General features: G+C 42.0%; 28 protein-coding genes. 14 read left to right on the top strand and 14 right to left on the bottom strand.

The window, feature by feature from the left end; all coding sequences use genetic code 11:
- Positions 1-3 precede the first annotated feature (3 nt).
- Positions 4-780 carry an exodeoxyribonuclease III gene (gene xth / locus ACXZ1K_RS16175; protein ID WP_458970716.1) on the bottom strand — a complete coding sequence of 259 codons (777 nt, stop codon included), beginning with the start codon at positions 778-780 and terminating at the stop codon, positions 4-6.
- A 90-nt stretch (positions 781-870) separates the two neighbouring features.
- Here xth and ACXZ1K_RS16170 point away from each other — a divergent pair, with 90 nt between their 5' ends.
- From ACXZ1K_RS16170 to ACXZ1K_RS16155, 4 genes are all read left to right on the top strand, one after another.
- On the top strand, positions 871-1362 hold the full coding sequence (locus ACXZ1K_RS16170) for a DUF4385 family protein (RefSeq protein ID WP_458970715.1): 492 nt from the start codon (positions 871-873) through the stop codon (positions 1360-1362).
- Positions 1363-1374: 12 nt separating this feature from the next.
- On the top strand, positions 1375-2763 hold the full coding sequence (locus ACXZ1K_RS16165) for a DASH family cryptochrome (RefSeq protein ID WP_458970714.1): 1389 nt from the start codon (positions 1375-1377) through the stop codon (positions 2761-2763).
- 82 nt (positions 2764-2845) lie between these two features.
- Positions 2846-3304, top strand: a complete 459-nt coding sequence (locus ACXZ1K_RS16160; RefSeq protein ID WP_458970713.1) for a DUF4488 domain-containing protein — start codon at positions 2846-2848, stop codon at positions 3302-3304.
- Positions 3291-3440, top strand: coding sequence for a DUF2256 domain-containing protein (locus ACXZ1K_RS16155; protein WP_458970712.1), 150 nt, complete (start codon positions 3291-3293; stop codon positions 3438-3440). Before ACXZ1K_RS16160 ends, ACXZ1K_RS16155 begins: the two co-directional genes overlap by 14 nt.
- 1 nt (position 3441) lies before the next feature.
- Here the strand turns inward: ACXZ1K_RS16155 and ACXZ1K_RS16150 are convergent, their stop codons facing one another.
- Positions 3442-3807 carry a glyoxalase superfamily protein gene (locus tag ACXZ1K_RS16150; RefSeq protein WP_458970711.1) on the bottom strand — a complete coding sequence of 122 codons (366 nt, stop codon included), beginning with the start codon at positions 3805-3807 and terminating at the stop codon, positions 3442-3444.
- Positions 3808-3936: 129 nt separating this feature from the next.
- Between ACXZ1K_RS16150 and ACXZ1K_RS16145 the strand changes: the two genes are divergently transcribed.
- Positions 3937-5127 (top strand): GAF domain-containing sensor histidine kinase, encoded by a 1191-nt coding sequence (locus ACXZ1K_RS16145; protein ID WP_458970710.1) that lies wholly within the window; start codon positions 3937-3939, stop codon positions 5125-5127.
- Between the two features lie 66 nt (positions 5128-5193).
- On the opposite strand, the gene ACXZ1K_RS16140 is transcribed toward ACXZ1K_RS16145, so the two are convergent.
- Positions 5194-5379 (bottom strand): hypothetical protein, encoded by a 186-nt coding sequence (locus ACXZ1K_RS16140; protein ID WP_458970709.1) that lies wholly within the window; start codon positions 5377-5379, stop codon positions 5194-5196.
- Between the two features lie 188 nt (positions 5380-5567).
- Here ACXZ1K_RS16140 and ACXZ1K_RS16135 point away from each other — a divergent pair, with 188 nt between their 5' ends.
- Positions 5568-5930, top strand: a complete 363-nt coding sequence (locus ACXZ1K_RS16135; protein WP_458970708.1) for a response regulator transcription factor — start codon at positions 5568-5570, stop codon at positions 5928-5930.
- A gap of 44 nt (positions 5931-5974) precedes the next feature.
- Here ACXZ1K_RS16135 and ACXZ1K_RS16130 read toward each other — a convergent pair whose 3' ends face one another.
- Entirely contained in the window at positions 5975-6403 is a 429-nt protein-coding gene (locus ACXZ1K_RS16130) for an EamA family transporter (RefSeq protein WP_458970707.1), read from the bottom strand.
- Between the two features lie 271 nt (positions 6404-6674).
- Between ACXZ1K_RS16130 and ACXZ1K_RS16125 the strand changes: the two genes are divergently transcribed.
- The 4 genes from ACXZ1K_RS16125 to ACXZ1K_RS16110 all read left to right on the top strand — a co-directional run bounded on the left by ACXZ1K_RS16125 (position 6675) and on the right by ACXZ1K_RS16110 (position 10197).
- A complete protein-coding gene (locus ACXZ1K_RS16125) occupies positions 6675-7475 on the top strand; it encodes an inorganic diphosphatase (protein WP_458970706.1) in 801 nt (266 codons plus the stop codon).
- A 49-nt stretch (positions 7476-7524) separates the two neighbouring features.
- A complete protein-coding gene (locus ACXZ1K_RS16120; RefSeq protein WP_458970705.1) occupies positions 7525-8502 on the top strand; it encodes a hypothetical protein in 978 nt (325 codons plus the stop codon).
- A 121-nt stretch (positions 8503-8623) separates the two neighbouring features.
- Positions 8624-9637 (top strand): mechanosensitive ion channel family protein, encoded by a 1014-nt coding sequence (locus ACXZ1K_RS16115; RefSeq protein ID WP_458970704.1) that lies wholly within the window; start codon positions 8624-8626, stop codon positions 9635-9637.
- A gap of 83 nt (positions 9638-9720) precedes the next feature.
- The gene (locus tag ACXZ1K_RS16110; protein ID WP_458970703.1) at positions 9721-10197 is read left to right on the top strand and encodes a 2'-5' RNA ligase family protein; all 477 of its coding nucleotides are present in this window, start codon (positions 9721-9723) and stop codon (positions 10195-10197) included.
- Between the two features lie 37 nt (positions 10198-10234).
- Here ACXZ1K_RS16110 and ACXZ1K_RS16105 read toward each other — a convergent pair whose 3' ends face one another.
- From ACXZ1K_RS16105 to ACXZ1K_RS16085, 5 genes are all read right to left on the bottom strand, one after another.
- Positions 10235-10468: a hypothetical protein gene (locus ACXZ1K_RS16105; protein ID WP_458970702.1), complete on the bottom strand. Its 234-nt coding sequence runs from the start codon at positions 10466-10468 to the stop codon at positions 10235-10237.
- A gap of 179 nt (positions 10469-10647) precedes the next feature.
- Entirely contained in the window at positions 10648-10971 is a 324-nt protein-coding gene (locus ACXZ1K_RS16100; RefSeq protein WP_458970701.1) for a hypothetical protein, read from the bottom strand.
- A 68-nt stretch (positions 10972-11039) separates the two neighbouring features.
- Positions 11040-11627: a C40 family peptidase gene (locus ACXZ1K_RS16095; RefSeq protein ID WP_458970700.1), complete on the bottom strand. Its 588-nt coding sequence runs from the start codon at positions 11625-11627 to the stop codon at positions 11040-11042.
- On the bottom strand, positions 11621-11992 hold the full coding sequence (locus ACXZ1K_RS16090; protein ID WP_458970699.1) for a hypothetical protein: 372 nt from the start codon (positions 11990-11992) through the stop codon (positions 11621-11623). Before ACXZ1K_RS16090 ends, ACXZ1K_RS16095 begins: the two co-directional genes overlap by 7 nt.
- 59 nt (positions 11993-12051) lie before the next feature.
- Positions 12052-12699 carry a DUF6266 family protein gene (locus tag ACXZ1K_RS16085; protein WP_458970698.1) on the bottom strand — a complete coding sequence of 216 codons (648 nt, stop codon included), beginning with the start codon at positions 12697-12699 and terminating at the stop codon, positions 12052-12054.
- A 580-nt stretch (positions 12700-13279) separates the two neighbouring features.
- Here ACXZ1K_RS16085 and ACXZ1K_RS16080 point away from each other — a divergent pair.
- Complete coding sequence (locus tag ACXZ1K_RS16080; protein ID WP_458970697.1) at positions 13280-13981, top strand: DUF421 domain-containing protein; 702 nt, start codon at positions 13280-13282, stop codon at positions 13979-13981.
- Between the two features lie 131 nt (positions 13982-14112).
- Positions 14113-14829, top strand: a complete 717-nt coding sequence (locus tag ACXZ1K_RS16075; RefSeq protein ID WP_458970696.1) for a DUF3891 family protein — start codon at positions 14113-14115, stop codon at positions 14827-14829.
- 66 nt (positions 14830-14895) lie between these two features.
- Here ACXZ1K_RS16075 and ACXZ1K_RS16070 read toward each other — a convergent pair whose 3' ends face one another.
- Genes ACXZ1K_RS16070 through ACXZ1K_RS16055 form a run of 4 tightly spaced genes read right to left on the bottom strand, consistent with a single transcriptional unit; the run spans position 14896 to position 18096 of the window.
- Entirely contained in the window at positions 14896-15762 is an 867-nt protein-coding gene (locus ACXZ1K_RS16070) for a hypothetical protein (protein WP_458970695.1), read from the bottom strand.
- Positions 15755-16579, bottom strand: coding sequence for a DUF7833 domain-containing protein (locus ACXZ1K_RS16065; RefSeq protein WP_458970694.1), 825 nt, complete (start codon positions 16577-16579; stop codon positions 15755-15757). Before ACXZ1K_RS16065 ends, ACXZ1K_RS16070 begins: the two co-directional genes overlap by 8 nt.
- A 3-nt stretch (positions 16580-16582) precedes the next feature.
- Positions 16583-17452, bottom strand: a complete 870-nt coding sequence (locus ACXZ1K_RS16060) for a hypothetical protein (protein ID WP_458970693.1) — start codon at positions 17450-17452, stop codon at positions 16583-16585.
- A 5-nt stretch (positions 17453-17457) separates the two neighbouring features.
- The gene (locus tag ACXZ1K_RS16055) at positions 17458-18096 is read right to left on the bottom strand and encodes a DUF6266 family protein (protein WP_458970692.1); all 639 of its coding nucleotides are present in this window, start codon (positions 18094-18096) and stop codon (positions 17458-17460) included.
- Between the two features lie 661 nt (positions 18097-18757).
- Between ACXZ1K_RS16055 and ACXZ1K_RS16050 the strand changes: the two genes are divergently transcribed.
- Positions 18758-19633, top strand: coding sequence for a hypothetical protein (locus ACXZ1K_RS16050; protein ID WP_458970691.1), 876 nt, complete (start codon positions 18758-18760; stop codon positions 19631-19633).
- A gap of 326 nt (positions 19634-19959) precedes the next feature.
- The gene (locus tag ACXZ1K_RS16045; RefSeq protein ID WP_458970690.1) at positions 19960-21108 is read left to right on the top strand and encodes a hypothetical protein; all 1149 of its coding nucleotides are present in this window, start codon (positions 19960-19962) and stop codon (positions 21106-21108) included.
- 93 nt (positions 21109-21201) lie between these two features.
- On the opposite strand, the gene ACXZ1K_RS16040 is transcribed toward ACXZ1K_RS16045, so the two are convergent.
- On the bottom strand, positions 21202-21762 hold the full coding sequence (locus tag ACXZ1K_RS16040; protein ID WP_458970689.1) for a hypothetical protein: 561 nt from the start codon (positions 21760-21762) through the stop codon (positions 21202-21204).
- Positions 21763-21843 lie beyond the last annotated feature (81 nt).

The following is a 21843-nucleotide window of genomic DNA, read 5'->3' as shown; positions in this document are numbered from 1 at the left end:
ATTTTAAACTTTTCTTAGTTCTATCCAGACAGGGGCATGATCGCTTGACTTTTCCCAGCCGCGAACATGTTTGTCTACTTCGGCTTTTTTAAGCTTCAGGGCGAGTTCCGGGCTCAACAGAAAATGATCCAGCCTCAAGCCGGCATTTCTATCGTATGCTTTGCGCATGTAATCCCAAAAGGTATAGATCTCTTCCCCGGGATGGAGTTCTCTAACGGCATCAGTCCAGCCCTGATCCACTAGTTTCTTATATGCTGCCCTGATCTCTTTACGGAACAGTGCATTGTTGACATACTTTTCAGGTTTGTAGGTATCAAGTTCTGTGGGCATGACGTTGTAATCGCCAACGAGCATTACTGGGAGCTCGGTTTTAAGCAGGGTCTTTCCATGATCCATCAACCGGTCAAACCAGCGCAGTTTATAATCAAATTTCGGTCCTGGATAAGGATTGCCATTGGGCAGGTAGATGCATCCTATCACCATTCCAAATGTAAATCCTTCAATATACCTGCTATGGGTAAAGCTTTCATCCGTTCCGGGCAGGTCAGTTCTGAGCGGTTTGATTTCCTCTTTCGAAAGTATCGCTACGCCGTTCCAGCTTTTTTCTCCTTTCCAGATCGCTTGGTACCCTGCATCATTGATTGCAGCTTCCGGGAAACGGCTGGTTTCGCACTTGAGTTCTTGTATACAAACAACATCTGGCTGCGCTTCATCCAGCCAGCGGATTAGGTTTTGCAGTCGTCCATTGACTCCATTGATATTGTAGGTTGCTATTTTCATACGTTTGATACTAACAATAATCCCGCGTTAAAGTTCCGCTTATTCGAATCAAACCTATGGCCCTAAAATCTGTTATCCAATTATTATACAATGGCAAACAGTAAAAAACCTTCCTATCTTGATTTTGATCAGACAGCCTATGGCTGGAAGGCAGATATAGATTACAGGAAACATCCGGAGTTGTACCGTGTAGGCAAAGGTGAGCAAGGCGTGCTCATCTGTGAGCCCTATAAATCCGAGATTGGTCCACATTGGAGGTTCAAGACCCCAGAAATTGCCGAAGAAAGCAGTTCAGCAATTTACAATCTGTTTAAAACTTACCTAAAAGACAGAGAATTTGTTGGGGCGGATTTGGCGAGAAAATACCTGCAGATGGGTTATACCCGGGCCAGGCGTTATGCGAATTATAGGGGGGAAGAAAGTACGATAAGGAAAATGACTATCATGAACTGGAACGTGGCACAGGAGATTCGCAAAAAGCTGAAGCGGCAAGTGTATTTTATAAGGTATGGAAGAAAGCCGAAGCTGAGCCAGATTATGCGGCAGAAAAGAAACGATGGAAAAATAAATACGGATGATTAACACAATATCGAAATGAAGAGACGGGGTCTGGTTTGGTTTAAGAATGATTTGAGACTGCACGACAATGAGGCTTTGATCAGGGCTCACGAAGAATGTGATGAATTAGTGTTTTGCTATTGTATTGAACAAACCGATTATGAAAAATCAGCGCTTGGCTTTCGAAAAAAAGATGCTGTTCGATTTAAATTCCTGCATCAATCTGTACTCAATTTGAGAGAAAATCTGGAATTTTTGGGGGGACATTTAGTAGTCGGCGACAAATCAGCGAGGGTTACTTTACCCGAGCTGGTTGACGAATATGGGATTACAGACGTTTACGCAGAAGAAGAATATGCGCCTTACGAATTGAATTTGATTGAAACTGTAATGCATGCCCTGCCGTCCGTAGCGTTCCATTTTTTCTGGGGCAAAACGCTCTATCATAAAGATGATATCCCTTTTGAGATTGCCAAAATCCCGCTAACCAGCAAAGCTTACAGAATTCCCGCCGGGCGTGAAGCCAAGCCGCGGAAAACATTCAACCCGCCATCCAAATTGAATGCTGTTGGGAATGTAAAAACCAAAAGGTTTCCTTCTTACAAACTTTATGGATTTAGCGAAGAAGAATATAAAAAATCAAAACCATTGGTTGCGGGTGGCGAAACTGCGGCATTGGAAAGGCTGCAATATTATACGTTTAAATCCGAGTTGCTTACCGGTTACAGGTGGAGCAGAAATAAATCAGATGGACTGGACTACAGTTCAAAATTTTCGCCCTACCTGGCATTGGGTTGTATCTCCGCCCGGGAAATTTATGAGACGGTAGTAGACTATGAATCAAAAGTCAAGAAAAACCAGAGTACCTGGTGGCTGGTTTTCGAACTGGTTTGGCGGGATTATTTTACATTTAAGGGGATGCGGTTGGGGACTTCGATATTCAAGACCAAAGGGTATAAGAACAAACAAATAACTTGGGAAAACGATCCCCTTAAGTTTGAGAAATGGTGCTCGGGCTGCACTGGAATTCCTTTCATAGACGCTCACATGCGGCAATTGAATCAAACAGGATACATGAGTAACCGGGGTAGGGTCAATTGTGCAAGCTATTTTACACATGATTTAAAGATAGACTGGACATGGGGAGCGGCTTATTTTGAAGCTAAATTGATCGACTATGATGTGAGCTCAAACTGGATGAACTGGCATATGCAGACATTTGAAATATGGTACACTAACCCGGTCCATCAATCTAATAAATACAAAGCCCAGGAGTACATTCGAAAGTGGATACCTGAACTTTCAAAGAGAAATGACATTGAAGTATTGATTCCCTGGGAATTTGACATTCCGGACTATCCAAAACCTATTGATATATATCAAAAGTGGAACAGGGCTATTAATTTGATCCTAAAAAAGGAATAACATCATTTGCTAAACACCACGTTAATTTGCAGATACATATCAACTGGTTTTTGTATATTAGGTGTTAAATCTATTTATTGAGATGATCAAAACGCTATTTAGTTTCCTGCTGGTTTTCCTGTTCAGCTATTTTAACTTGCACGCCCAGGAAAATCCATTTGTTGGGGCGTGGGAACTTACCGGTATACCGGCAGATGCAGGATATAGTTTTCAAAAGTATTTTAATGATAAAGGGGAGTTTTATAATACCCAAACCGTTGGCGATAAGGTTTTGAGAACCCATCATGGTGAGTATGTGATTAAAAGTAAGTCGGAATACTGGGAGATGATCGCAAAAGACACCGAAGGTTTCATGACGCCAGCAAGTGGCAAGACAGCTCATATCTATTATTCATTTAGCAAAGATAAAAAGCTGTTAATGCTGAAGGCCGATCCAGTGCCGGGTAATAGCGGATGGCAGGAAACCTGGAAAAAAATAGAAGTGGAAAGGGTTGCGGTTGTGCCTTCTCCTGTTTCGGATAAGGGAGATGAAAGGCGTTAAGAAAGAAAATTTGCCTGTTAAGGTATGTCCGGTTTGCCAGCGCCCATTCAGCTGGCGCAAAAAATGGGAAAAGAACTGGGAGTCCGTAAAATATTGCAGTAAAAAGTGCAGTGGCACCGCATCAAATTCAAAATGAATTATGACTTTTGTCCATTAAAAGATAGCCTGTTACCAAACGGGTCAATCACTTCCATAGACCAAACTTCGGGATTCCAGGGCACGTTTTCAAGGCCCGGGCGGTTAAACTTATAGGCTTTTTCGAGTAAGACGGAGTGATATGCTTTTAGGTTCTCGAAGTTGTCAATGAACGCCCGTGCGCCTGGAGTACAATCACCATGGTGCTCGGTCAAATGTAATATGATGTTGTCCAGTGATATTTGCAGGTATATTGGTGAATCATGAGGTCTGTGTTCCCAATCAATTTCAAATCCAAGCCAGGTAATATAGAATTCAATGGCTTTGTCGTAATCAAAAATTCTGAATATAGGATTAATGGTTGCCATAATGGGAGATTGTTTGAAGTATTAATATAACGAATTTAAAATTAGTAAACTTAAAGCGGATATATTTGTGATGGTCAAGATGTAAAAATAGCTGTAATTATCGCATCTTTGCCATAAACCTCTACTGATTTGAATAATCTTCCTTCAAATATTGCCAACGATATCCGCGCCATCCAGTCTATTGATGCCATATCAACCATTCTTGATGTTATCTGCCGAACAACAGAAATGGGTTTTGCTGCGGTTGCGAGGGTTACAGAAGACAGGTGGGTTACCTGTGCAGTGTTGGATCATATTGAATTTGGTTTACTTCCCGGAAGTGAACTGGAGCTGACTACAACAATATGTAATGAGATCAGCCATTCTAAACGCGCCGTCGTTATCGATCATGTTAAGGAAGATCCAGAGTTTAGGGAGCATCACACGCCCCTGATGTATGGTTTTCAAAGTTATATCTCCATGCCGATCATCAAACGGGACGGCAGCTTTTTTGGGACGCTTTGTGCAATCGATCCTAAGCCGGCCAAACTTAAGAATCCAGCAGTAATTGGCATGTTTGAACTTTATGCAGATCTCATTTCCCTGCATTTGGACCAGTTGGAAGAACTTGGCGTAACGCAAAAAAGCCTGGCAGAGGAAAAGCAAATAGCGGAACTCAGGGAACAGTTTATTGCGATCCTGGGACATGATCTTCGTAATCCAGTGGGTGCGGTAAGGAATGTTGGCCAGCTGCTGAAGCGCGGTAAACAGGATGAAGCGAATATTCAACGTTTTGCCGAAATCTTGCTGAACTCCTCGCACCGGATGACGGGGCTTATTGAAAATATGATGGATTTCGCCAGGGGCCGTCTTGGTTCTGGAATTGTGCTGAACGAACAGGAGGTGGACATTAAAGGGGTGCTCGAACACGTTATTGATGAACTTAGGATGATTTGGCCGAATAGGGATATTGTAACAAAATTTCAGCTACCTGAGACGCTTTATTGCGATGGGAAGCGCATCGCCCAGCTCTTTTCCAATCTGCTGAGTAACGCGCTAAGCCATGGAAACAAAGCAGATCCCGTAGTTGTAAACGCAAGTTCAACTGATGGTTTTGAGCTCAGTATTGAGAACACCGGCACGCCTATCCCTCAATCGATGATACCAACTCTTTTTGAGCCATTTTCCCGTGCCAACTCGGATCAAAAAAGTGAAGGTTTGGGTCTCGGTCTTTACATCTCTTCAGAAATTGCCCGCGCCAGTGGAGGACATATTTCCGTACATTCAGATCAAACTGCAACCAAATTTATATTTAAGATGCCGGTAGGGACGAAGCATTGAGTTGATAGTCCGGTAACTTTCTTGAATATGCCTCGAAATGCTTTCATGTCATTCGGCAGACTTCTATTAATCAGCTGAATCCGCGTCGGTGTCTTTTAGTTGCTCTTTCGTTTCTTCTGCGCCAGGTTGAGCGTCAAATCCTACACTGCGGTCAACATCTGCATCGCTGCCCTTTAGCTCCTCAGCTGTTTCCTCTGCACTTGGCAGGCCATCGTTGGGTAAAGCGGATTTAGGATTTTTATTTTCGATCATGATAATTGTTTACGTAGCTAACACCGATGAACTATAAAGGTTCTGGATACTTCTTGAAACTTTGCTATTGCCTGACCTTCCGGGGGTAATTCAAAAATCATGAAGCAAGAAAAAAGCCGGCAAACTCGTTTTTGTTAAAACAAAGTTTTCTACAAAGGGGTTAACAACTAGCAAGAGGCCAATTAATTATGGGAAAAGAGATTTACGTACTGGAAGACGATAAGGATATCGGATTTATTTTAAACTATGTGTTGTTCGACCGCGGTTACCGTGTTAAAGTTTACGAAACTGTTTCCTCCTTTAAAGAAGCGCTCCAAGTTGCCATGCCGGATATGCTATTGATGGACGTAAGGCTCCCTGATGGCAATGGCATAGATTTATGTGCGGAACTTAAGGCAACCTCTGAATTTAAACTTCCGATTTTAATGATGTCGGCAGACTGGCACATGCACGACAGGTCGCTATGCCTCGCAAACGAATTCATAGCCAAGCCCTTTGACATAGATCAGGTATTGGGTAAAATCGGTTCTTATCTTGGGCCTACCGGCTAGTACTCAACTGATTCCGGTATAACATATTGATGAACGAACAATTTTCATTTAGCTGTATCCGATAACGCGATGAGTACCGCTCCTGCAATCATCACGGCTCCTCCCACTACGATTTGCCAGGTGAGCTTTTCCTTCAGGAATATGATAGAGAGTACGATCGCGATCACCAGAGAAGTTCTTTCAATGGTGGCTACATAGGAAGCGGGTCCAAGGGATAATGCTTTATAGGAAAATAAAGTGGAAAGTGATGTGCAGACTCCGGCCGACAGCAAAAAGATCCATGCATTTTTCTCTATTCCTTTCCATTCGCTAAAATTACCCTGAAATGCGACTACAGACCAGGCGATGATGAAAATCAGAACGGCCTGTATCGCAAAGGCCAGGCTGGAATCCACATTTTTTAAACCTGCTTTAGTTAAAACAATTACTAACGCGGCTGATATTGCAGCCAATACTGCCCATAAAACCCACATACTATTTCGTTTTGTCAACCGTACAGATGAACGCTTTTTCCAATTTCAATGTCTCTCTAAGCGCTTGCGGCAAAAACATGGTCAGGCAGTCGGTTGATCTTTTCAGCATATAAATGTGTTTTACAACATTAACACCTTCGCTGTGCTAAGGTTTTGCTGATCAGCAAATACCACATAAAAAGTTTAGGTTCCTACCTGTAGGTCGCGGTATAATTAAATCAGAAAACATTTTTTGTAAAGCGCTGTTGGTCTAATGAGTTGCTGCTGAACTATGGAATATGTTACCGTAATTATTGAAACACCAAAGGGAAATGGACAAAAGTTTGATTTTGACCCTGCGCTGGGCTGTTTCAAGCTGAATAAAGTTATGCCCGTTGGGATGATATTCCCTTTCGACTTTGGTTATATTCCTGGTACCGTCGGGGAAGATGGCGACCCTCTGGATGTTGTCGTTATTTCTGAGCTGGACACGTTTACCGGCTGTGCCGCAGACTGCCGGGTGATTGGCGCACTGAAGGCGAGCCAGAAAGAGCGTAACGGGAAGCAGATGCGCAATGACCGTTTCCTGTTGGTGCCTCTTGTATCTGTTCAGTATGCCGGGGTCAACCATTTGGAAGACCTTCCGGAAGGAATGTTGAACCAGATCGAAAGTTTCTTCGAAAATTACAATGAGCAGGCTGGGAAAACATTTAAAGTTTTGGCTCGACTGGGTGCTGACGAGGCATTCAAGTTGATCGGGCAGGGTGCAGTAAAAGAATCACAGGAAACACTTATCCAATTACAGGTCCCAGTTTACGATGTTGAGGGCAAGCGTTTTCCAAAACGCCATTTTACCCAGCTCCACCAGCAGCTTACTGATAAGTTCGGCGGACTGACCGTATACAGTCGCAGCATAGCTAATGGTTTTGGGAACCAGGATGAAGGGCCGACCGTCAAAGAAAAGATCCTGGTGTATGAAGTCATGGCTGAAAATGTTGAGCTGGATTTTTGGAAAAAACTGAAAGCTTCGCTCATGAAGAAATTTGAACAGGATGATCTGATGATGTCGAGCGTTAAGGTCAGCAGGATCTAATTTACTTTGATCATGATCGGCATTACATTTGATATGGAATGCTTTAGACATGAAATTGCACAAAAAACTCACTCAAATTTCAGTAGTATTTTCACTACTGATTGTCATGTATAGTTGTCGCCAACAAATCGACCTGGCTATTGAGCCTATTAATGAGGAGTTCAACCATAAGTATCTAAATGGTGGGCTGGATACGAATTTTTTCAATACTATCGATGTCACGCAGTACTACCAGGTTGCTAATTATGGGGATTTGACAGATAAACAAATACTTACCGAATTGGACAGTTTCGCCATGGCCAGCTTCCCGGCAGGCAAGTTCCCTGACATTCAAGAGTTGACCTTGCTGTTCTATAAAAAGAAAATGTTTGTTGATTATAACGACCACTTGTACGAATCAGCACGAGAGAACGAAAACCGGCGCCTGGAAGGACATTCGGATAATTTACTGGCTGCGATAACCTTTAAACGTGTAAAAGAAAATCCTAAAAAGATGTCGTTCCATAGCATTGTTTACAATGATAAAGATCACATCACAGAAAACGATACCATCTTAGTGCAGTCGGGAAATAAGCCATTGAATACTAAAAGGTTGGATACACTAAAAACTTACAAGGCAGCCCCCGGTGAGCTGCTTTACCAGAAACCGGGTGTGTTTGCGACTTTCACAGAAAGCAAAAAAAGAGGGGCAGGCGTGATCTCCTTCCAATTGGATATTAACGATGCACTTAGAATTTATAATGAAGACGGAACGCTATTTGGCCAGATTGTGCTCAATGAAGATCTATCCTATTACACGCTGGACATGCCGGAGAAAACCGTGGCCAGAAAGCTAATCCCTGAATATGATGTTGCGGCTTTTGATTTTGATGCGGAGCCTGTTGGCAACAACGATCAGTATTTAAGAATTTATGTGAATGGAGCGCTGAGAAAAGTGAAAAAGGATGGAATAAAGTATGTCTTTCGGAACTGGGATGAATATTTAAGCAACGAAAAAGATGATCCTGAAGCTTTGGAAAATCAATAAGTAAACGTCACCAGGTATTGGGAGTTTATTTAGAAAAACTGTTCTGTATAACGACTATTTTTGGAAGGATTTCGAAACTCTAAATTTGTTTTTTTCGTATAAAATAGGGTAATATAGCAAAATGGAAGTTAAAGTTCAGGAAGCTACACCCGAGCAAAAAGCAACGATTAAAAAGTTGCACAATGAGGGCATTAAAAATTCCAAGATCGGAATGTACATTATCGGTGCGGTGACTTGTATCGTATTAACTTTCGTTGTGCAATTAAAGATATTTGATTTTACAGGCACTTATCGCGAATTATTTGAACACCTGCTCTTCGCCGGCGCCTGCAGTTTTGCTATTCTAATTGTTTCCAGATTTATTCAAACTCAGATTTCCAGGGCCCCTCTTGATAAGGGCTTACTTTACAACTTAATTCAAGTTACTCGCTTAATTTCCTATGTCGTTATCATCTTTATATTTATCTCTTTCTTAAATGCGAATTGGTATACGGCCGCAGTTTCCCTGGGGCTGATCTCCTTATTACTTGGTTTTGCCCTACAAACGCCAATTGCTTCATTAATAGGGTGGTTTTATATCATCATGCGTGGTCCTTTTAAAGTTGGCGACCGTATTCAGGTAGGAAGCTTTAACGGCGATGTAGTGGAAATCAATTTTTTAGATACCACCCTGTGGGAATTCGCTGGAAATCTGATGAGTAGCGATTTGCCTAGCGGCAGGTTAATCAGGTTCCCTAACAGTTTAATATTTCAAAATCAAGTCTACAATTATTCCTGGCAAAAGCTACCATTAGTTTGGAACGAAGTCTCTTTTTACATCACCTTCAATAGCGACCTCGAATGGGTAGAACAAACAGTACGTAAAGCCTGTTTGGGTCAATTAGATGCCAAAACCAAGGAAAATATACCCGCTATGAGAGACCAAATTTCTGAAGTCCTGGTAGAGGACTTTGAGATCGGGGAGTTTCCTTTTGTAAATTTCAGGATTCACGAAAACAACTGGGTAGAAGTTCTATTGATCTATATCGTAAATCCCAAGCAATCGTCGCAAACGAGAAGTAAAATTGTTAAAGCCGTTATATCACAATTGCTTAAAGAACCATCAAAGGTTGCCTTCGCGACTGAAGGAGGATAGGTTTTGGAGGAAATGGATTAGGACAAAAGACATTTGATGAGATGTTAACCGACGAAGAAAAAGTACTGATTTTAACGGTGCGGATGGATGAAGCTTCACAAGCCTATTTTGATGCGCTTCGTCTGGAACATTTTCCGGCTGAGCGCAATTTCCTGAACGCACATTTGACCTTATTTCACAAGCTGCCTGATACCGCACAAACTGTCGAACTCCTTTTAGGTCTGTCTGTTGCTCCATTTGGCATTAAGGTTAGCGGACTATTTAATCTTGGCTCAGGCGTGGCTTTTCGGCTGGAGGGAGCAGAACTCCTTTCGCTTCGCTCAGCGTTAAGTAGACAATTCTTGGAACAGCTTAGCGCACAAGACAAGCAGGGTTTTAGGGGGCATGTTACTGTTCAAAATAAAACGAGCCCGGAGATAGCGCGGGAATTACTCAATAGGCTATCGGCTGATTTTTCCTCTTTTGAGGTTCAGGCTTTAGGCCTGGATCTCTGGTATTACCTGGGCGGCCCCTGGGCACATAAGCAGTACTTCCCTTTTGTTTATGTCCCTGATTTATAAACCATAATAAACGAATTTTCCAGTCGGCCGTTTCATTTTATAATTTCTCTATTTCTGCTCTGGAAAGCTCAGTGTACCTTATTATTTTATCAATTGGCTCACCATCGTTTTTCATCTTGCGGGCCGCTTTAAGCATAATATTATGTTCACCCTGTTTGATTCCCTGTTTGATTCCTTGTTTGATGCCTTTTTCAAGGCCCTCTTTAACAGCTGCTTGCCTTACACTGTAATTGTCCCGCTGTACTTTTAAACTTTGTTGATACGCATTCATTTCCTGTGGGTTTAAATTGCCTAAAGCGGCAACATCAAAAAATTTTATGTATTTCCTTTTGTTACTCAAAGATAAAGGAATTTTTCAAAAAGATGGAACTGTTAAAGCAATGGCTTCCCTGATCTAAAGGCATTTTCCAGACGCCAAAATTATAGTTTTCATTTCAGTCGAAAATTATACTACTTCAATAAATAGAACAGAATTATCACCAGAAGAACTATGGTGAACACAATGACTCCAACCCAAATCACTGTTTTACTCGGCCTGCTCTCTTTTAACGTCACTTCCTTTTTAGCAGTAATGGCGCTTTCCAATTTAGCACTACCAAAACCAGCCTGATCGACCTGCTCTTTAATATTCTTGTGGCCGTACAAGGTGCCGTCAGTTCTGTAGTAGTATTCATTTGTTTCTTTAGTGGCTTTGGTCAAATCTAGCTGAGTGATATCAGCAGTAGCTGTAACAGTTTGCGTCTCCTTGCCTAGCTCTTTAGTCGTTTTTTTCATAAAACCACAGCCGTTAATTAATAGCAGATAATAGACAAGGCCCAAACAGAACCATATAAAAGCCCTGTTCATGATCTGCCTCCTTTCTTTTTGCTGCGGGCAAATTGGTTGGTGGAAGTTTGTTTCCAATCCGCATAGGCTTTAATTGCCCTTTTGTGGCGCAACCTACGGTAAACACCATCGCCTTCTCGACCGCCAGACCCATCTGTATTTCCCTCGATGGTTTTTACCCAGTCGCCCTGAACGCCGGTCACCAAACCACAATGTGCAATCCGCTTTAGGGCAGGGAAATAGATCCCAAATACATTCCCTGGTTCAGCGGCTTTAACCAATTTGGATGTTGGAAATAGGTTTGGCGACCAGCCCGTTCTTGGCGCAGCATATCCCGCTTGCTGGAAAACCCAGGAAATAAAAGCTGCGCAGTAGGGTTGGCCTTTCTTTAAATCTACAGCGGCTAAATAGTCTTCAACCCGCTGTCCGTCATTGTGGCCTGTGGCCTCCCTTACCCAAAGCTCGGCCTCGGCAATGGGGATCAGTTTTTTATAAACCACCCTGCGGTTAAACTCACGACTTTTCCCATAAAAATGATCTCCCATTAAGATGCGGTTCATTTGCCTGCTTTCCGGGTACTCGTACATGGCTGGAGTCGTTAACATATCGCGATGAGGCATCCTATTCCTGCTAGTAGCAGCAAGGCATAGGAAGCAAACAAGAATTTCAATTTTTGCCATGATGGTAATGCATTAAATTGTGAAACGATATTTGTTGGTGCAGGTAGGCCAATCAATTTCCAGAGCTGCGTAAGCAGCAGTGCTGAAATTCCAACTAAGATTGGAACGCACAAAAGCGAAATTAAAATGAGCATCCAAATGGTTGGATCGATGTAACCTGCAGTTGGATCGATACTAAAATTGGCCCACGGGATGTTATGCAACAGCAGCCAAAGGCTTATGGTAAACGAGGAGAATTTGATGAATGCCCAATACCTGGACTGAGCTATTGTATTATATAGTGTTTTCATTGTCTAGGTTTTGGTGGTAAAAAAGAGGGGCCGCGAACGCGGCACCCTCAGTTAATTGATTACATGACGGTGATCAAGCCTAAGTATTTGGTTTTTGAAACCAGTTCAGGCGTAATTGTAGAATTAAATGCTACGTAAACATGAACAGGATCCCCGCTAAATTCTACCGGCAAACTCAAGGTATAGGCCTCTGCAGAACGAGCTGCAATGTTTTTCACAATCACGAACTCGTATGAAGCCGGGTGAAATACCAGGATCGATATTCGATCGGAATCGTCCTGGAACTTACCTTCATTACCATAGTTCAACCAGGAGAAATCCAGTTCCGCTGCACTCGTGCTCACTGCGGCCAGGTTTCGTGGCAAGTTCAATTTACCCTGACTAAACGCTACTTTGGTATAGTCGAGCGTAAAGTTGGGTGACACGCCCAGCACCGCTTCTTTCAGGTGATAGGATACGGCCAAATTCATCGGCGTTTCAATCTCACTCAGGCCTTTATAGCCCGCATCAATCAAATCGCCCATCCAGCTGCAGAAACCGGTAACCAATCCGAATTTGATCCTTTGATCAATTTGCTTTTGAGTAGGCGCTTTGCCGCTAATCCGTGGCAAACCTTTGATGATGTCTAATCGGCGCCAGTAAGAACCGATTACTGAACCTGCTTTGTTTCGGAATCCGCCCAGGATTCCACCTCTAATAATTCCCATTTTTTCTAAGGATTAAAAATTTATAAATCTGTTAATTCGTAATGTTGAGCTTCAACATATCGGCTTACCTTCCCGGGTGTAAACCATCAATGCCCGTCAAACATTACGATACAAAGAGAAGAATTATTAGCACCCTGTGGCAGAGCAGAGGGGAGCATGCTCCCTAACGAAAAAACCTCGAAATCGAGGTTTAATTGGGTATAAAGGAGGAAATAGAAAATTGAAAAAAGTTCGAACGAGCGTATAGCTGCCTAACGGAAATCAGCTTTAGTATGAGTTGCGCCCAGTACGCAGTTTAGAAAACCATGTTTCCTGCCGGCATTGATAATATTAACAAGATCATTTACGCTTGCAAGTTACTTCCATATCCCCATTTTTAAATGAAAGCGCATTGACTTTATACAATTAGTGAAAACGGCATAGCAATTCCGGCTAAACAGCACATTTCTATTTATGACCTGATTTCAAGGGCAACAACCAGCACCAAGTTTGAGCGTATAGTCGTAGGATTATCAGTAGCTGTAAAACAATTTGTTACTTATGAAGTTAGCTAAATGCCACAGGTATAATTCCATCCCGCGTGGACATTTTCAGCATGCAAAATTTCGACTGGCACACCATTTTTATCAGTGATTTTAGTTGGCAATACGCCCTTGAAATCCTTGTGCGCACCTTGCTGATGTTTAGCTTTATCCTACTGATCTTGCGCATGTCCGGAAAAAAAGGTGCAAGGCAACTGAGTATTTTCGAGGTTGCCATAATTATTGCTCTTGGGTCAGCCGCCGGCGACCCAATGTTTAACCAAGACATAGCCATTCTACCTGCGCTAACGGTATTTGCAGTAATTTTAAGCTTCTACCGTGTACTCACTTATTTCGCCTCGAAAAATGAGAAAATCGAAGGTATACTCGAAGGCGACCCAATATACATTATTGAAGAGGGTGAATTTGTGATGCAGGAAAGGACAGATCACAATTTTGCAAGAGATGAGTTTTTCGCAGAAATGCGCCTCCAAAACATCGAACACCTGGGCCAGGTTAAGACTGCGATTCTGGAAACCAACGGACAGGTGAGCTTTTTTTATTTCGACGACCAGGATGTCAAACATGGTTTGCCCGTATTGCCCAAAGAATATAACAAAAAGACCCAAAATATCTCAAAGAAAAATCACTATGCCTGCACCTATTGCGGCAAGGTGGATGAGATCAGTTTTCCGTCAAAATGCTCCCGATGTGAGCATCAGGAATGGGTGCCCGCTATTAGAACTCGTAGATTAACTTAGCCGGTCGACGTGATATTGGTAATTTTTTACAAGGGGTACGGAAACGTCTACTAAACGGACATACAATTTTAAATGACCCGCGTTGAAACAAGTTTACCTGAAACGTGTTCCACAGGAACATAGAAAATAAAATGATTGTCAATTATACAGAATCGGGATGGCAGATAATTTCCCAACGCTCACATGGCCTGCTTGCGGCCCAGATTTGCGCACATTGGAGAAATGACCGGCAGCCCGGGAGATGGGTAGAAACGCTGATTGCTGCAGCCGAGCATGATGATGTTTATAACGAATGGGAGAACCAGGATTTATTAAATGAGGCCGGCGGGCCGGCGAATTTTAAGCAAACTGATTTTAAGCTGGATTATGGGGAACGCCTGATCGGCATGGCAGAGACCAAAAGCGCTTATATCGCTTTACTGATTTCCCGGCACATCCAGTTTGTACATGGCCAGGATCCAAGGGCAAAGACCTTTATTAGTGGTCTGAAAAAAAGGGAGGGCAATTGGCTCAAGGCAGCAGGCATTCGCAAGCAAGAGGTAGATCAGGCCTACGAATTGGTTGAGTTTTGTGATGCGTTTTCGCTGCTCATCTGTCAGGGACTGGTACAGCCCGAAGGGAGAAAAATTGAGATCAGTAATGGGCCGGATGGCGGGGCATATGAAATGCATGCTTCCGGTAACGGTCTGATTGTTTCACCATGGCCGTTTGAGGTTGATTCATTTGTGATCAGCTGGGAGTCCAGGACGATCTCACAATTGAGCTTTGCCAGTACAGCTGAATTTCGTGAGCAGTTTTGTAAAGCAAGTGTGGTAACACACCAGCTTGAAATCTTTCGGGCGACTTAATTCGTCGCTACACGCTGCTGCTATTCGCTGTGCCTTGAATAAGACCGTATCTTTCGCATGGCGATCTCAATTTACCTGTAAATAAAAGAGTTCTTTCCTGCTTTCAATTAATTCATAAAGGTTCGCATTCTCCAATTCCAACTCCTCAAAAAATGCACACAAGGCTATCCGTTTGGAAGTGTTGATGATCAGGTTAACTGAATAACCATTAATTACCCCGGCTATTTTGCGTTTCAATTGCTCTTTATCCTGTTTAAAGCGCGCTGTGGTTAGCTGATAGGTAAACTCCTTAACCAAGAATGCTTTTGCCTGGTCCACAAAGTCCCATTTGTCTTTGGCAGAATAAGGGATCAACTTCAACTCATCCAGGAAATTGTAAACCACCAATGCAACGATGGAAATGTCTTGACCGCTCTTTTTGTCGTAGTAAGCCTTTAGCGCATTGTATTTTGCGGTATTGAATTTGGTATCCATGTCCGGTTCTTTAGTATCTGGCAGCATCAAAACTTCTTTAGCAAATTGCTCACGGGTTTCTGATGTCAAATGCGCTTCAATGAAGTTTTCAAAGGTCACAACACCCAAACCCATAAACGGACCGTATTTACCACGGATGCCTGTTGCGAAAGCTTGCGGTATTTCGTGAAGCCTGATCGATGGAAACTTAGCCGGTATGCTGTCGGCCAGTTTATTGGCTACATAATGCCGGTCTTTTTCTGCTGGTTGTTTCCATCCCAGATCTGTATAAGAGGTGGCCAGCGCCATTAAGATCACCGCAAAGATCTCATCGTCAGCATGGTTTCTGATTGAAGGCACTTTAAGGGGATTGTCGGCTGATGTCAGCACTGGAAACACCAATTGCTGCTGCCCAACTTGCTGCGCCTGTTGCTCAGCTTCGGAATAAGCCATAATCGTTGCATTAACCTCCTTATGCATATTTCCTCCGCTCTACTTTTGCCCATTCCAACGCCGCATCCACACCTTTTTCTGCTATTGGTTCCCTCGACAAAGGCGCTTCTTTTTTGAGCGAATCTTTTGCTAGCTGGATTTTGATCCACCTAAAGCAATGGGAAGTGGTGTCAGTTAAATTCCGTTTATCCTGGCCTTGCGCTTCCATTTCGTCAAAGAATTTTTCAATCCAATTTTTCATTTCGAGGTACTGGGTGATGCCAAACCGTTTCATCATGCTTTCCTGCCACTGGGTGCTTTGGTTCAAACAAATGAATTTGACGTCGGCCATTGAAGAATAAAGAGGCGAACTATGTTCCTCTTCTCTCTCTAGTAAACTATCCCTTTCCTCTATATCTTTAGATATGTAGTGGGTCTGTGTGACCACCTTTTTTTGCTCTTTTTTGGTTGAAAGGTAATCTGTGTGACCATCTTTCTGACCATCTTTATTAGGAGAAAGGTAGTCTGTGTGACCACCTTTCTGACTACCTTTTGCTGGAAATAACACGATATATGTGGTGTTTTTTCTTCTACCATCACCAGCACTAAAGCTGATCAGTTTAACACATTGCAATACCCTTTTTGCGCGTTGAACAGTGCTTACAGAAACCCCGGCAATGGCCGCCAGGGTCTGGGTACCTATATTAAAATGAGGCTTTCTATGCAGGTCATTCCATTTACTGAGCAGTGCAAAATACACGGCAATTTCATTTGCGGTAAATGGATGCTCCATATTCAGCTTCCAGAAATGGTTGATCAGGTCGATGTAATTCAAGTTTACTTGTAAGCTATTTGCTGTTTTCATTTGTTAAAATTGGGAGTCTATAATTTTGATCATTCTGTTTAATGCGGCCTTTGTCATCATTGCATTGGTATAAATGGGGTCGCGCCATTTTCGGTAGAAATTATCAGGAGATATGCCATTGGCAGCTGTACCCGGGGTCACGAAAATATTTGCTAGAAAGCGGGTCAACTCTGTTTTTACACCAGCCTCAATTATTTTTCCCTCAACCATCAACCTGAACAGGTAAGCCAAACAATCCACATTCAACAGGCTTTGTATTTTATATCCTGTTGGTATGACTCCAGCTTGCTCTGCCTGCCTTTCCCGCTGGCAAATTTCCCCTTCTACAAATGCGTACATCAGTTGGGCTGTTGATCTTCTGTTGGGATCAAACTGGATTTTCTTTTTGCGGTATGGTGCTTTTTTAAACTGGGATAGATAGAGATGCAGCCTGCAAATTTGTTCTTGTCCCTCGCTAAGGGCATTCATTTCCTGCTTTATTTTTTCCTGATAATAGGCGATGAAGTCTACAGAATTGTAGTTCATGGAATAAAGCAAATTGATGAGCGATTCGAAAATTCCGGGTTCCTGTGATTTGAAGAGCTCCATAACGTTATTCATCAGATGAGCTATGTAATTGAACTTATGGTAACTACAGCGCTTCATTTTGCACAAATCATCAAGAGTTTTGGATATAAATTCCGCTAAAGCTATGGGAGCATCGGCATTCGAAAGCACCTTCATGATCATAACTTTTTGCATTCTTAACTTTTCGATGAGCTTGTTCAACGCTGGCAAGGTCACACTATTTTCAATTGTACTGAAGTCTGCATACTGTTCATCATCATTAGTTAATACACCGTCGAGAGCTACGGATAACGCATTGTGTTTCATGATTGTTAGGGGTTAAGTCGGCCTAAATACTGGCTGTTGGAAATTGCTGATCTGTTAAAGGAGGCGATACCGATGTATATGTCCAGGGGTTTACCAATCAGGTAGTCGTTAAATTTGTAGCTGCATGCTTCTGCGCTTCGGTTTACACCACCCACAAAACCATCAGCAATTTGCTGATCCCTGTCGTACAGCACCACCATAATCTGGTCATTGTATTTGGTTCCTTTTCTCGTGTTTTTCTTCCAGGTAACAGAGATGATGTCGGGCGTAACAAAAGTTACTGCGGGTTCCAAAACCATTGGTAACTTACCTAAGGAGATCATCATTTTTGAATGGTCGATAACCAGGTTCGGAAAAGTGCCGCTAAACACCGTATTGTAGACCTGGGAAAATGCTGCGGATACGGTGGTTTGGCTTGCGGCCATGTTGAGGTAGCCTACGGAAATAAAGGGGTGGAAGGGAACCAGCCAGTTGTTCACGAACCTGAATTTTTCTTCATTTGCCAAGCGGGCCGGCGATCGCTCTCTTTTGTTTTCCCTGGGTTTATTTTCTTTAATGTAGGGGATGCCTTTCCAAACACCTCCAACAAGGTTTCCTAATTTTCCTGAAATGGGACCGAAGATCCCTGATCTTAATTTTGCCATGCTATTTGTCTTTTAATTGATTAATAATTTGTTTTAAAACTTTAAATGTTCTTGCTTCCTATTTTTATGTACCTCTTATATGGCTATTTAACATATAAGGCTTTCGTTAGAGTTACATTCGGGTTCCATAGGTGTCCGACACCTTCTCGAGTCCTATCAAACTCCTTTGAAAGTGGCATCATACTCGTATTTTTTTGCCTGCCATACAGGAGCTTTTTAAGTCGCACCCGAACGGATTTTACCTGAATTTTGCTAGTGTTCATTTCGTTTGCTATAAGTTGCTGTGTCATATTGACGACGCAAACTTATGCGGGTAAATCGCGTTCTGGAAGCATTTAGGCGGTAAAATCTGGAAAGTCTGCACTTTTTTGAAAAGAAATTGACATCTTTTGAAAAAAGTGTAATCTTTCTGCAGAGCACTAACATTTGGATTTAACTTTTTTCGTCCCTTTATAGGAAGTTTACACTTTCAGAGAAAAAGTGCACACTTTTTTTGGGCATTTAAATCCTGCTCAAAATGTGTAAAATGGCATGATTCAATTGACCTACATGAAAAATATTGTTTTTATTTACTAAAAGTGTCGTGTCGGCATCATAGGTTTTGTTTATTCTAATTAATTTTAATCCCCATTTTAAAATATTTATAATTAAACAGAAAAACATGAAAGTAGATGAGCGCTCAACACCTCTTGAACAAGTAAAATATTCAGACATAAAAGTGCGGTTCGTATTCTCTCTAATTGGGGGATATGTCGTTGCGGGAATCGGCAGATGGGGTTCCATCAAGAAGCTAACAGACAATCCTCAATTTTGGAAAGTTGGGTGGACGACGGCAATTTTTGCATTTGTCCTGATCTCGTTAATCCGTCAGTCTTACCTTTGGTTAGATAAGAAAATCACGTGGGAAAAAAATGCGCTGGTGCGACTGACCTTACAATTTCTAATTAGCTGGTTACTTCCTTTTTTGTCGGCATTTCTATATGCTTCTAAATTTCAATATCCAGCAGGTACATCGATGTGGGAGAACGGATGGTTTGAGCGATATGGCCTAACAGATGGAATGCTACTGGCCGGGGTAAATGTGTACTATATATTCTGGTATATCGCGGTTAGAATGGGGTCTTTTAAAAAGAAGGAATTACCGATTGAACAAGCAATTGCGGAGGAAGTGATAGCTGAGGAAACTGTTCCGGAATTACAAACTCCCGAATCAGGCATTCTTGAGCCAACTGTCACGGATGATGATACCATCCTTTTCATCACCAATAAAGATGAAATAAAGGTTTGTCAGCGCAAAAGTGGATTGGAAGTAATCTGCGATGGAAGATCGATGAGAAGGATTTTTGAGTCGCTAACTCCATCGGAATACCAAATCTTCGGAACGAGTTCCATCATCAGGCTTGATAATATACTCAGGGCTGAAGATTCACCGGATGGTGCCGCCTATGCCATCATGAAAGAGCCGGCTGGAAAAAAGATCTATGTGAGCAAACGCCAGAAAAATAAACTGCACGGTTTTTTTGAAAAGAAGGGGTAAGGTTTTTAATTGGTCGAAGTTTAGTTGGTCCTATTTTTTACCCGATTATAGAAATATTAACCCCAATTTTACACGATAATCAAAATAAATTTGGATTTTCAAATACTTTAACTAACTTGTGGTTAACCAATTATTAAACGCTCAACTATGGTGCATCCTTATCTTTAATGCGACGATCTTCCAGACACGACTGGTTTTTTGCATTCTCCATAAAAACAAATAACCAAATATAAATAGCCTCTTCTCTCATGAACAATTTCACTAGAAGTCCATAATTGTGGACCATTCCCCCCTAACAAAATTTATAAATTCCTCAATTTAAAAAAATGAAAACTAATTTAATTAAAGGCTTTGGCGTATTCGCCATTGCAGTGATGGCTATTGCCTGTAAAAAAGAAACGCAGTCCAACTTTTCTAAAATTGAAAGGTCAGATAAATCATCTACTTCATCAATTTTAACAACCGTTGATGTTTACACTGGTGGTTATTACAATTATAACGGCGTTAATAAAACAGTAGTTCAATATTGGGCAAACACCAACAGCCCTACAGTATTAACATCAAACACTCAAGAGCACTCTTTTAGAGACATTGAAACTTCGGGCACTGATCTTTACGTTCTTGCAACTGAATATATATCTCCCTCATCTACTACCTTTATCACTAAGTATTGGAAAAATGGTGTAATGACCACATTAACTAAACCATCGGGCGCAATGTACGCTGTTGGGCAAGCCATTGCGATCTCAGGATCAAACGTCTATGTAGCCGGCACAGCTACTTACACGCACTCCTCTGGATACTACCAGTCAAGAATGGTGTTATGGGTAAATGGTTTGGTTTCTGAGATAGGTAATTCAACTTACAATACCTCAGCCACTGACTTGGTGATCGCAGGTACTGATGTTTACGTAGCTGGAACAAGGTCCAATATTGTTGGCCAAACCTCGCCTGCTAGCATTTACCTCAAAAATGGCGTAGAATACACCTTGGGTTCCAGTACTGGAAGTGGCGTCTCTGCGGCTGCTGCCGGTTCGGATGTTTACATGACATGCATCAATGGTAGTTATGCCACAGCAACACTTGCAGTCTATAAAAATGGAGCATTTTATACCAGCTTTACAGGAGGACCAGATAGCTATCCGAGCGCTCCTAGCATTGCAACTCAGGGTTCTGATGTATATCTTTCAGTTAACGGTAGAACCACTTCTTCAGGTTATGACAATAATGTGTTTGTATGGAAAAACAGCGGTGCACCAATTACACATTTAATATCAGCTCCATATTCTGGCACTTCTTCAACACCGTCCTATAGCGCTTATTCAAAAGGTTTAAGAGTTTCTACTAATGGCGATGTTTACTTGCTTGGTAATACCACCATCAGTAATCATGGCTATTGGAAAAATGCTACGTTTTATGCTTTAGCTAAACCTGTGACTACCTGGGGTCAAGGATTAGCGCTAATGGAATACTAGAGTCATTTTAGTTTGGTTTATTTGTCAGCCTCCCGGGATAACTGGGGGGCTGTTTTATTACCAAAATACTGTCGCGTTCATTTCAATCCTTTGCTATCCTACTTTATAGAAAACGGTTTTCCAGGAACGGCGATCGCCATCAACTTTTGCATCGGCAAGGACAATAATGGATTTGCCATCATTGCTCAAATTCCAGACCTCAGTTACATTTACGATTAATGGTTTTAGCTCGTTTACTTTATAGGGCGTGGCAACCATTAGGCGTACAACTGATTTAATGGTAATCGTTTTGCCATCGGGTGACAATTTTCCGGTAAACGTTTTTCCTCTACCTTTACCATGATTAATTTTGCTTACTTTCCCGTCAAACGTTAGCTTCTCCAAATTCGTAGTCAGGACTGAATCTGCAGAAGAGTTGGGCACTTCTATAGTAACAGAATTATCTTGCTCTGTTATCTTCATTGTGTTAGACAGCATACGGTCACCTTCGTTATATGTGCAGACAATATTTCCGCCCATACTTATCGATTCTTTTGATTTCCATTCGCCAGCGAAGCTAGCCTGATGAGGTACATTAATTTGCCTGGCCAGCACTGTTACACCAATTGCCACCAGGAGGATTGCTAAACTGTAGAAAACACTTTTCTTTTTCATATCTATTAAAATTAGTTAAGCGAATCTACTTTGACACCTTTCAACTTGACGAATCTGTATTGTAAATAAAAATGTAAACTT

It is taken from the genome of Pedobacter jaeyakensis (assembly GCF_054461315.1).
This window is presented reverse-complemented; position numbering and strand designations above follow the sequence as displayed.

Coding starts and splice junctions, on each gene's coding strand:
- ACXZ1K_RS16065 (WP_458970694.1), bottom strand. CDS start 16,579: ATGAAAACAGCAAATAGCTTACAAGTAAACTTGAATTACATCGACCTG.
- ACXZ1K_RS16160 (WP_458970713.1), top strand. CDS start 2,846: ATGATCAAAACGCTATTTAGTTTCCTGCTGGTTTTCCTGTTCAGCTAT.
- ACXZ1K_RS16165 (WP_458970714.1), top strand. CDS start 1,375: ATGAAGAGACGGGGTCTGGTTTGGTTTAAGAATGATTTGAGACTGCAC.
- ACXZ1K_RS16105 (WP_458970702.1), bottom strand. CDS start 10,468: ATGAATGCGTATCAACAAAGTTTAAAAGTACAGCGGGACAATTACAGT.
- ACXZ1K_RS16040 (WP_458970689.1), bottom strand. CDS start 21,762: ATGAAAAAGAAAAGTGTTTTCTACAGTTTAGCAATCCTCCTGGTGGCA.
- ACXZ1K_RS16050 (WP_458970691.1), top strand. CDS start 18,758: ATGAAAGTAGATGAGCGCTCAACACCTCTTGAACAAGTAAAATATTCA.
- ACXZ1K_RS16100 (WP_458970701.1), bottom strand. CDS start 10,971: ATGAAAAAAACGACTAAAGAGCTAGGCAAGGAGACGCAAACTGTTACA.
- ACXZ1K_RS16095 (WP_458970700.1), bottom strand. CDS start 11,627: ATGTTAACGACTCCAGCCATGTACGAGTACCCGGAAAGCAGGCAAATG.
- ACXZ1K_RS16085 (WP_458970698.1), bottom strand. CDS start 12,699: ATGGGAATTATTAGAGGTGGAATCCTGGGCGGATTCCGAAACAAAGCA.
- ACXZ1K_RS16150 (WP_458970711.1), bottom strand. CDS start 3,807: ATGGCAACCATTAATCCTATATTCAGAATTTTTGATTACGACAAAGCC.
- ACXZ1K_RS16070 (WP_458970695.1), bottom strand. CDS start 15,762: ATGCATAAGGAGGTTAATGCAACGATTATGGCTTATTCCGAAGCTGAG.
- ACXZ1K_RS16055 (WP_458970692.1), bottom strand. CDS start 18,096: ATGGCAAAATTAAGATCAGGGATCTTCGGTCCCATTTCAGGAAAATTA.
- ACXZ1K_RS16060 (WP_458970693.1), bottom strand. CDS start 17,452: ATGAAACACAATGCGTTATCCGTAGCTCTCGACGGTGTATTAACTAAT.
- ACXZ1K_RS16135 (WP_458970708.1), top strand. CDS start 5,568: ATGGGAAAAGAGATTTACGTACTGGAAGACGATAAGGATATCGGATTT.
- ACXZ1K_RS16140 (WP_458970709.1), bottom strand. CDS start 5,379: ATGATCGAAAATAAAAATCCTAAATCCGCTTTACCCAACGATGGCCTG.
- ACXZ1K_RS16125 (WP_458970706.1), top strand. CDS start 6,675: ATGGAATATGTTACCGTAATTATTGAAACACCAAAGGGAAATGGACAA.
- ACXZ1K_RS16090 (WP_458970699.1), bottom strand. CDS start 11,992: ATGAAAACACTATATAATACAATAGCTCAGTCCAGGTATTGGGCATTC.
- ACXZ1K_RS16045 (WP_458970690.1), top strand. CDS start 19,960: ATGAAAACTAATTTAATTAAAGGCTTTGGCGTATTCGCCATTGCAGTG.
- ACXZ1K_RS16155 (WP_458970712.1), top strand. CDS start 3,291: ATGAAAGGCGTTAAGAAAGAAAATTTGCCTGTTAAGGTATGTCCGGTT.
- ACXZ1K_RS16170 (WP_458970715.1), top strand. CDS start 871: ATGGCAAACAGTAAAAAACCTTCCTATCTTGATTTTGATCAGACAGCC.
- ACXZ1K_RS16110 (WP_458970703.1), top strand. CDS start 9,721: ATGGATGAAGCTTCACAAGCCTATTTTGATGCGCTTCGTCTGGAACAT.
- ACXZ1K_RS16075 (WP_458970696.1), top strand. CDS start 14,113: ATGATTGTCAATTATACAGAATCGGGATGGCAGATAATTTCCCAACGC.
- ACXZ1K_RS16115 (WP_458970704.1), top strand. CDS start 8,624: ATGGAAGTTAAAGTTCAGGAAGCTACACCCGAGCAAAAAGCAACGATT.
- ACXZ1K_RS16120 (WP_458970705.1), top strand. CDS start 7,525: ATGAAATTGCACAAAAAACTCACTCAAATTTCAGTAGTATTTTCACTA.
- ACXZ1K_RS16130 (WP_458970707.1), bottom strand. CDS start 6,403: ATGTGGGTTTTATGGGCAGTATTGGCTGCAATATCAGCCGCGTTAGTA.
- xth (WP_458970716.1), bottom strand. CDS start 780: ATGAAAATAGCAACCTACAATATCAATGGAGTCAATGGACGACTGCAA.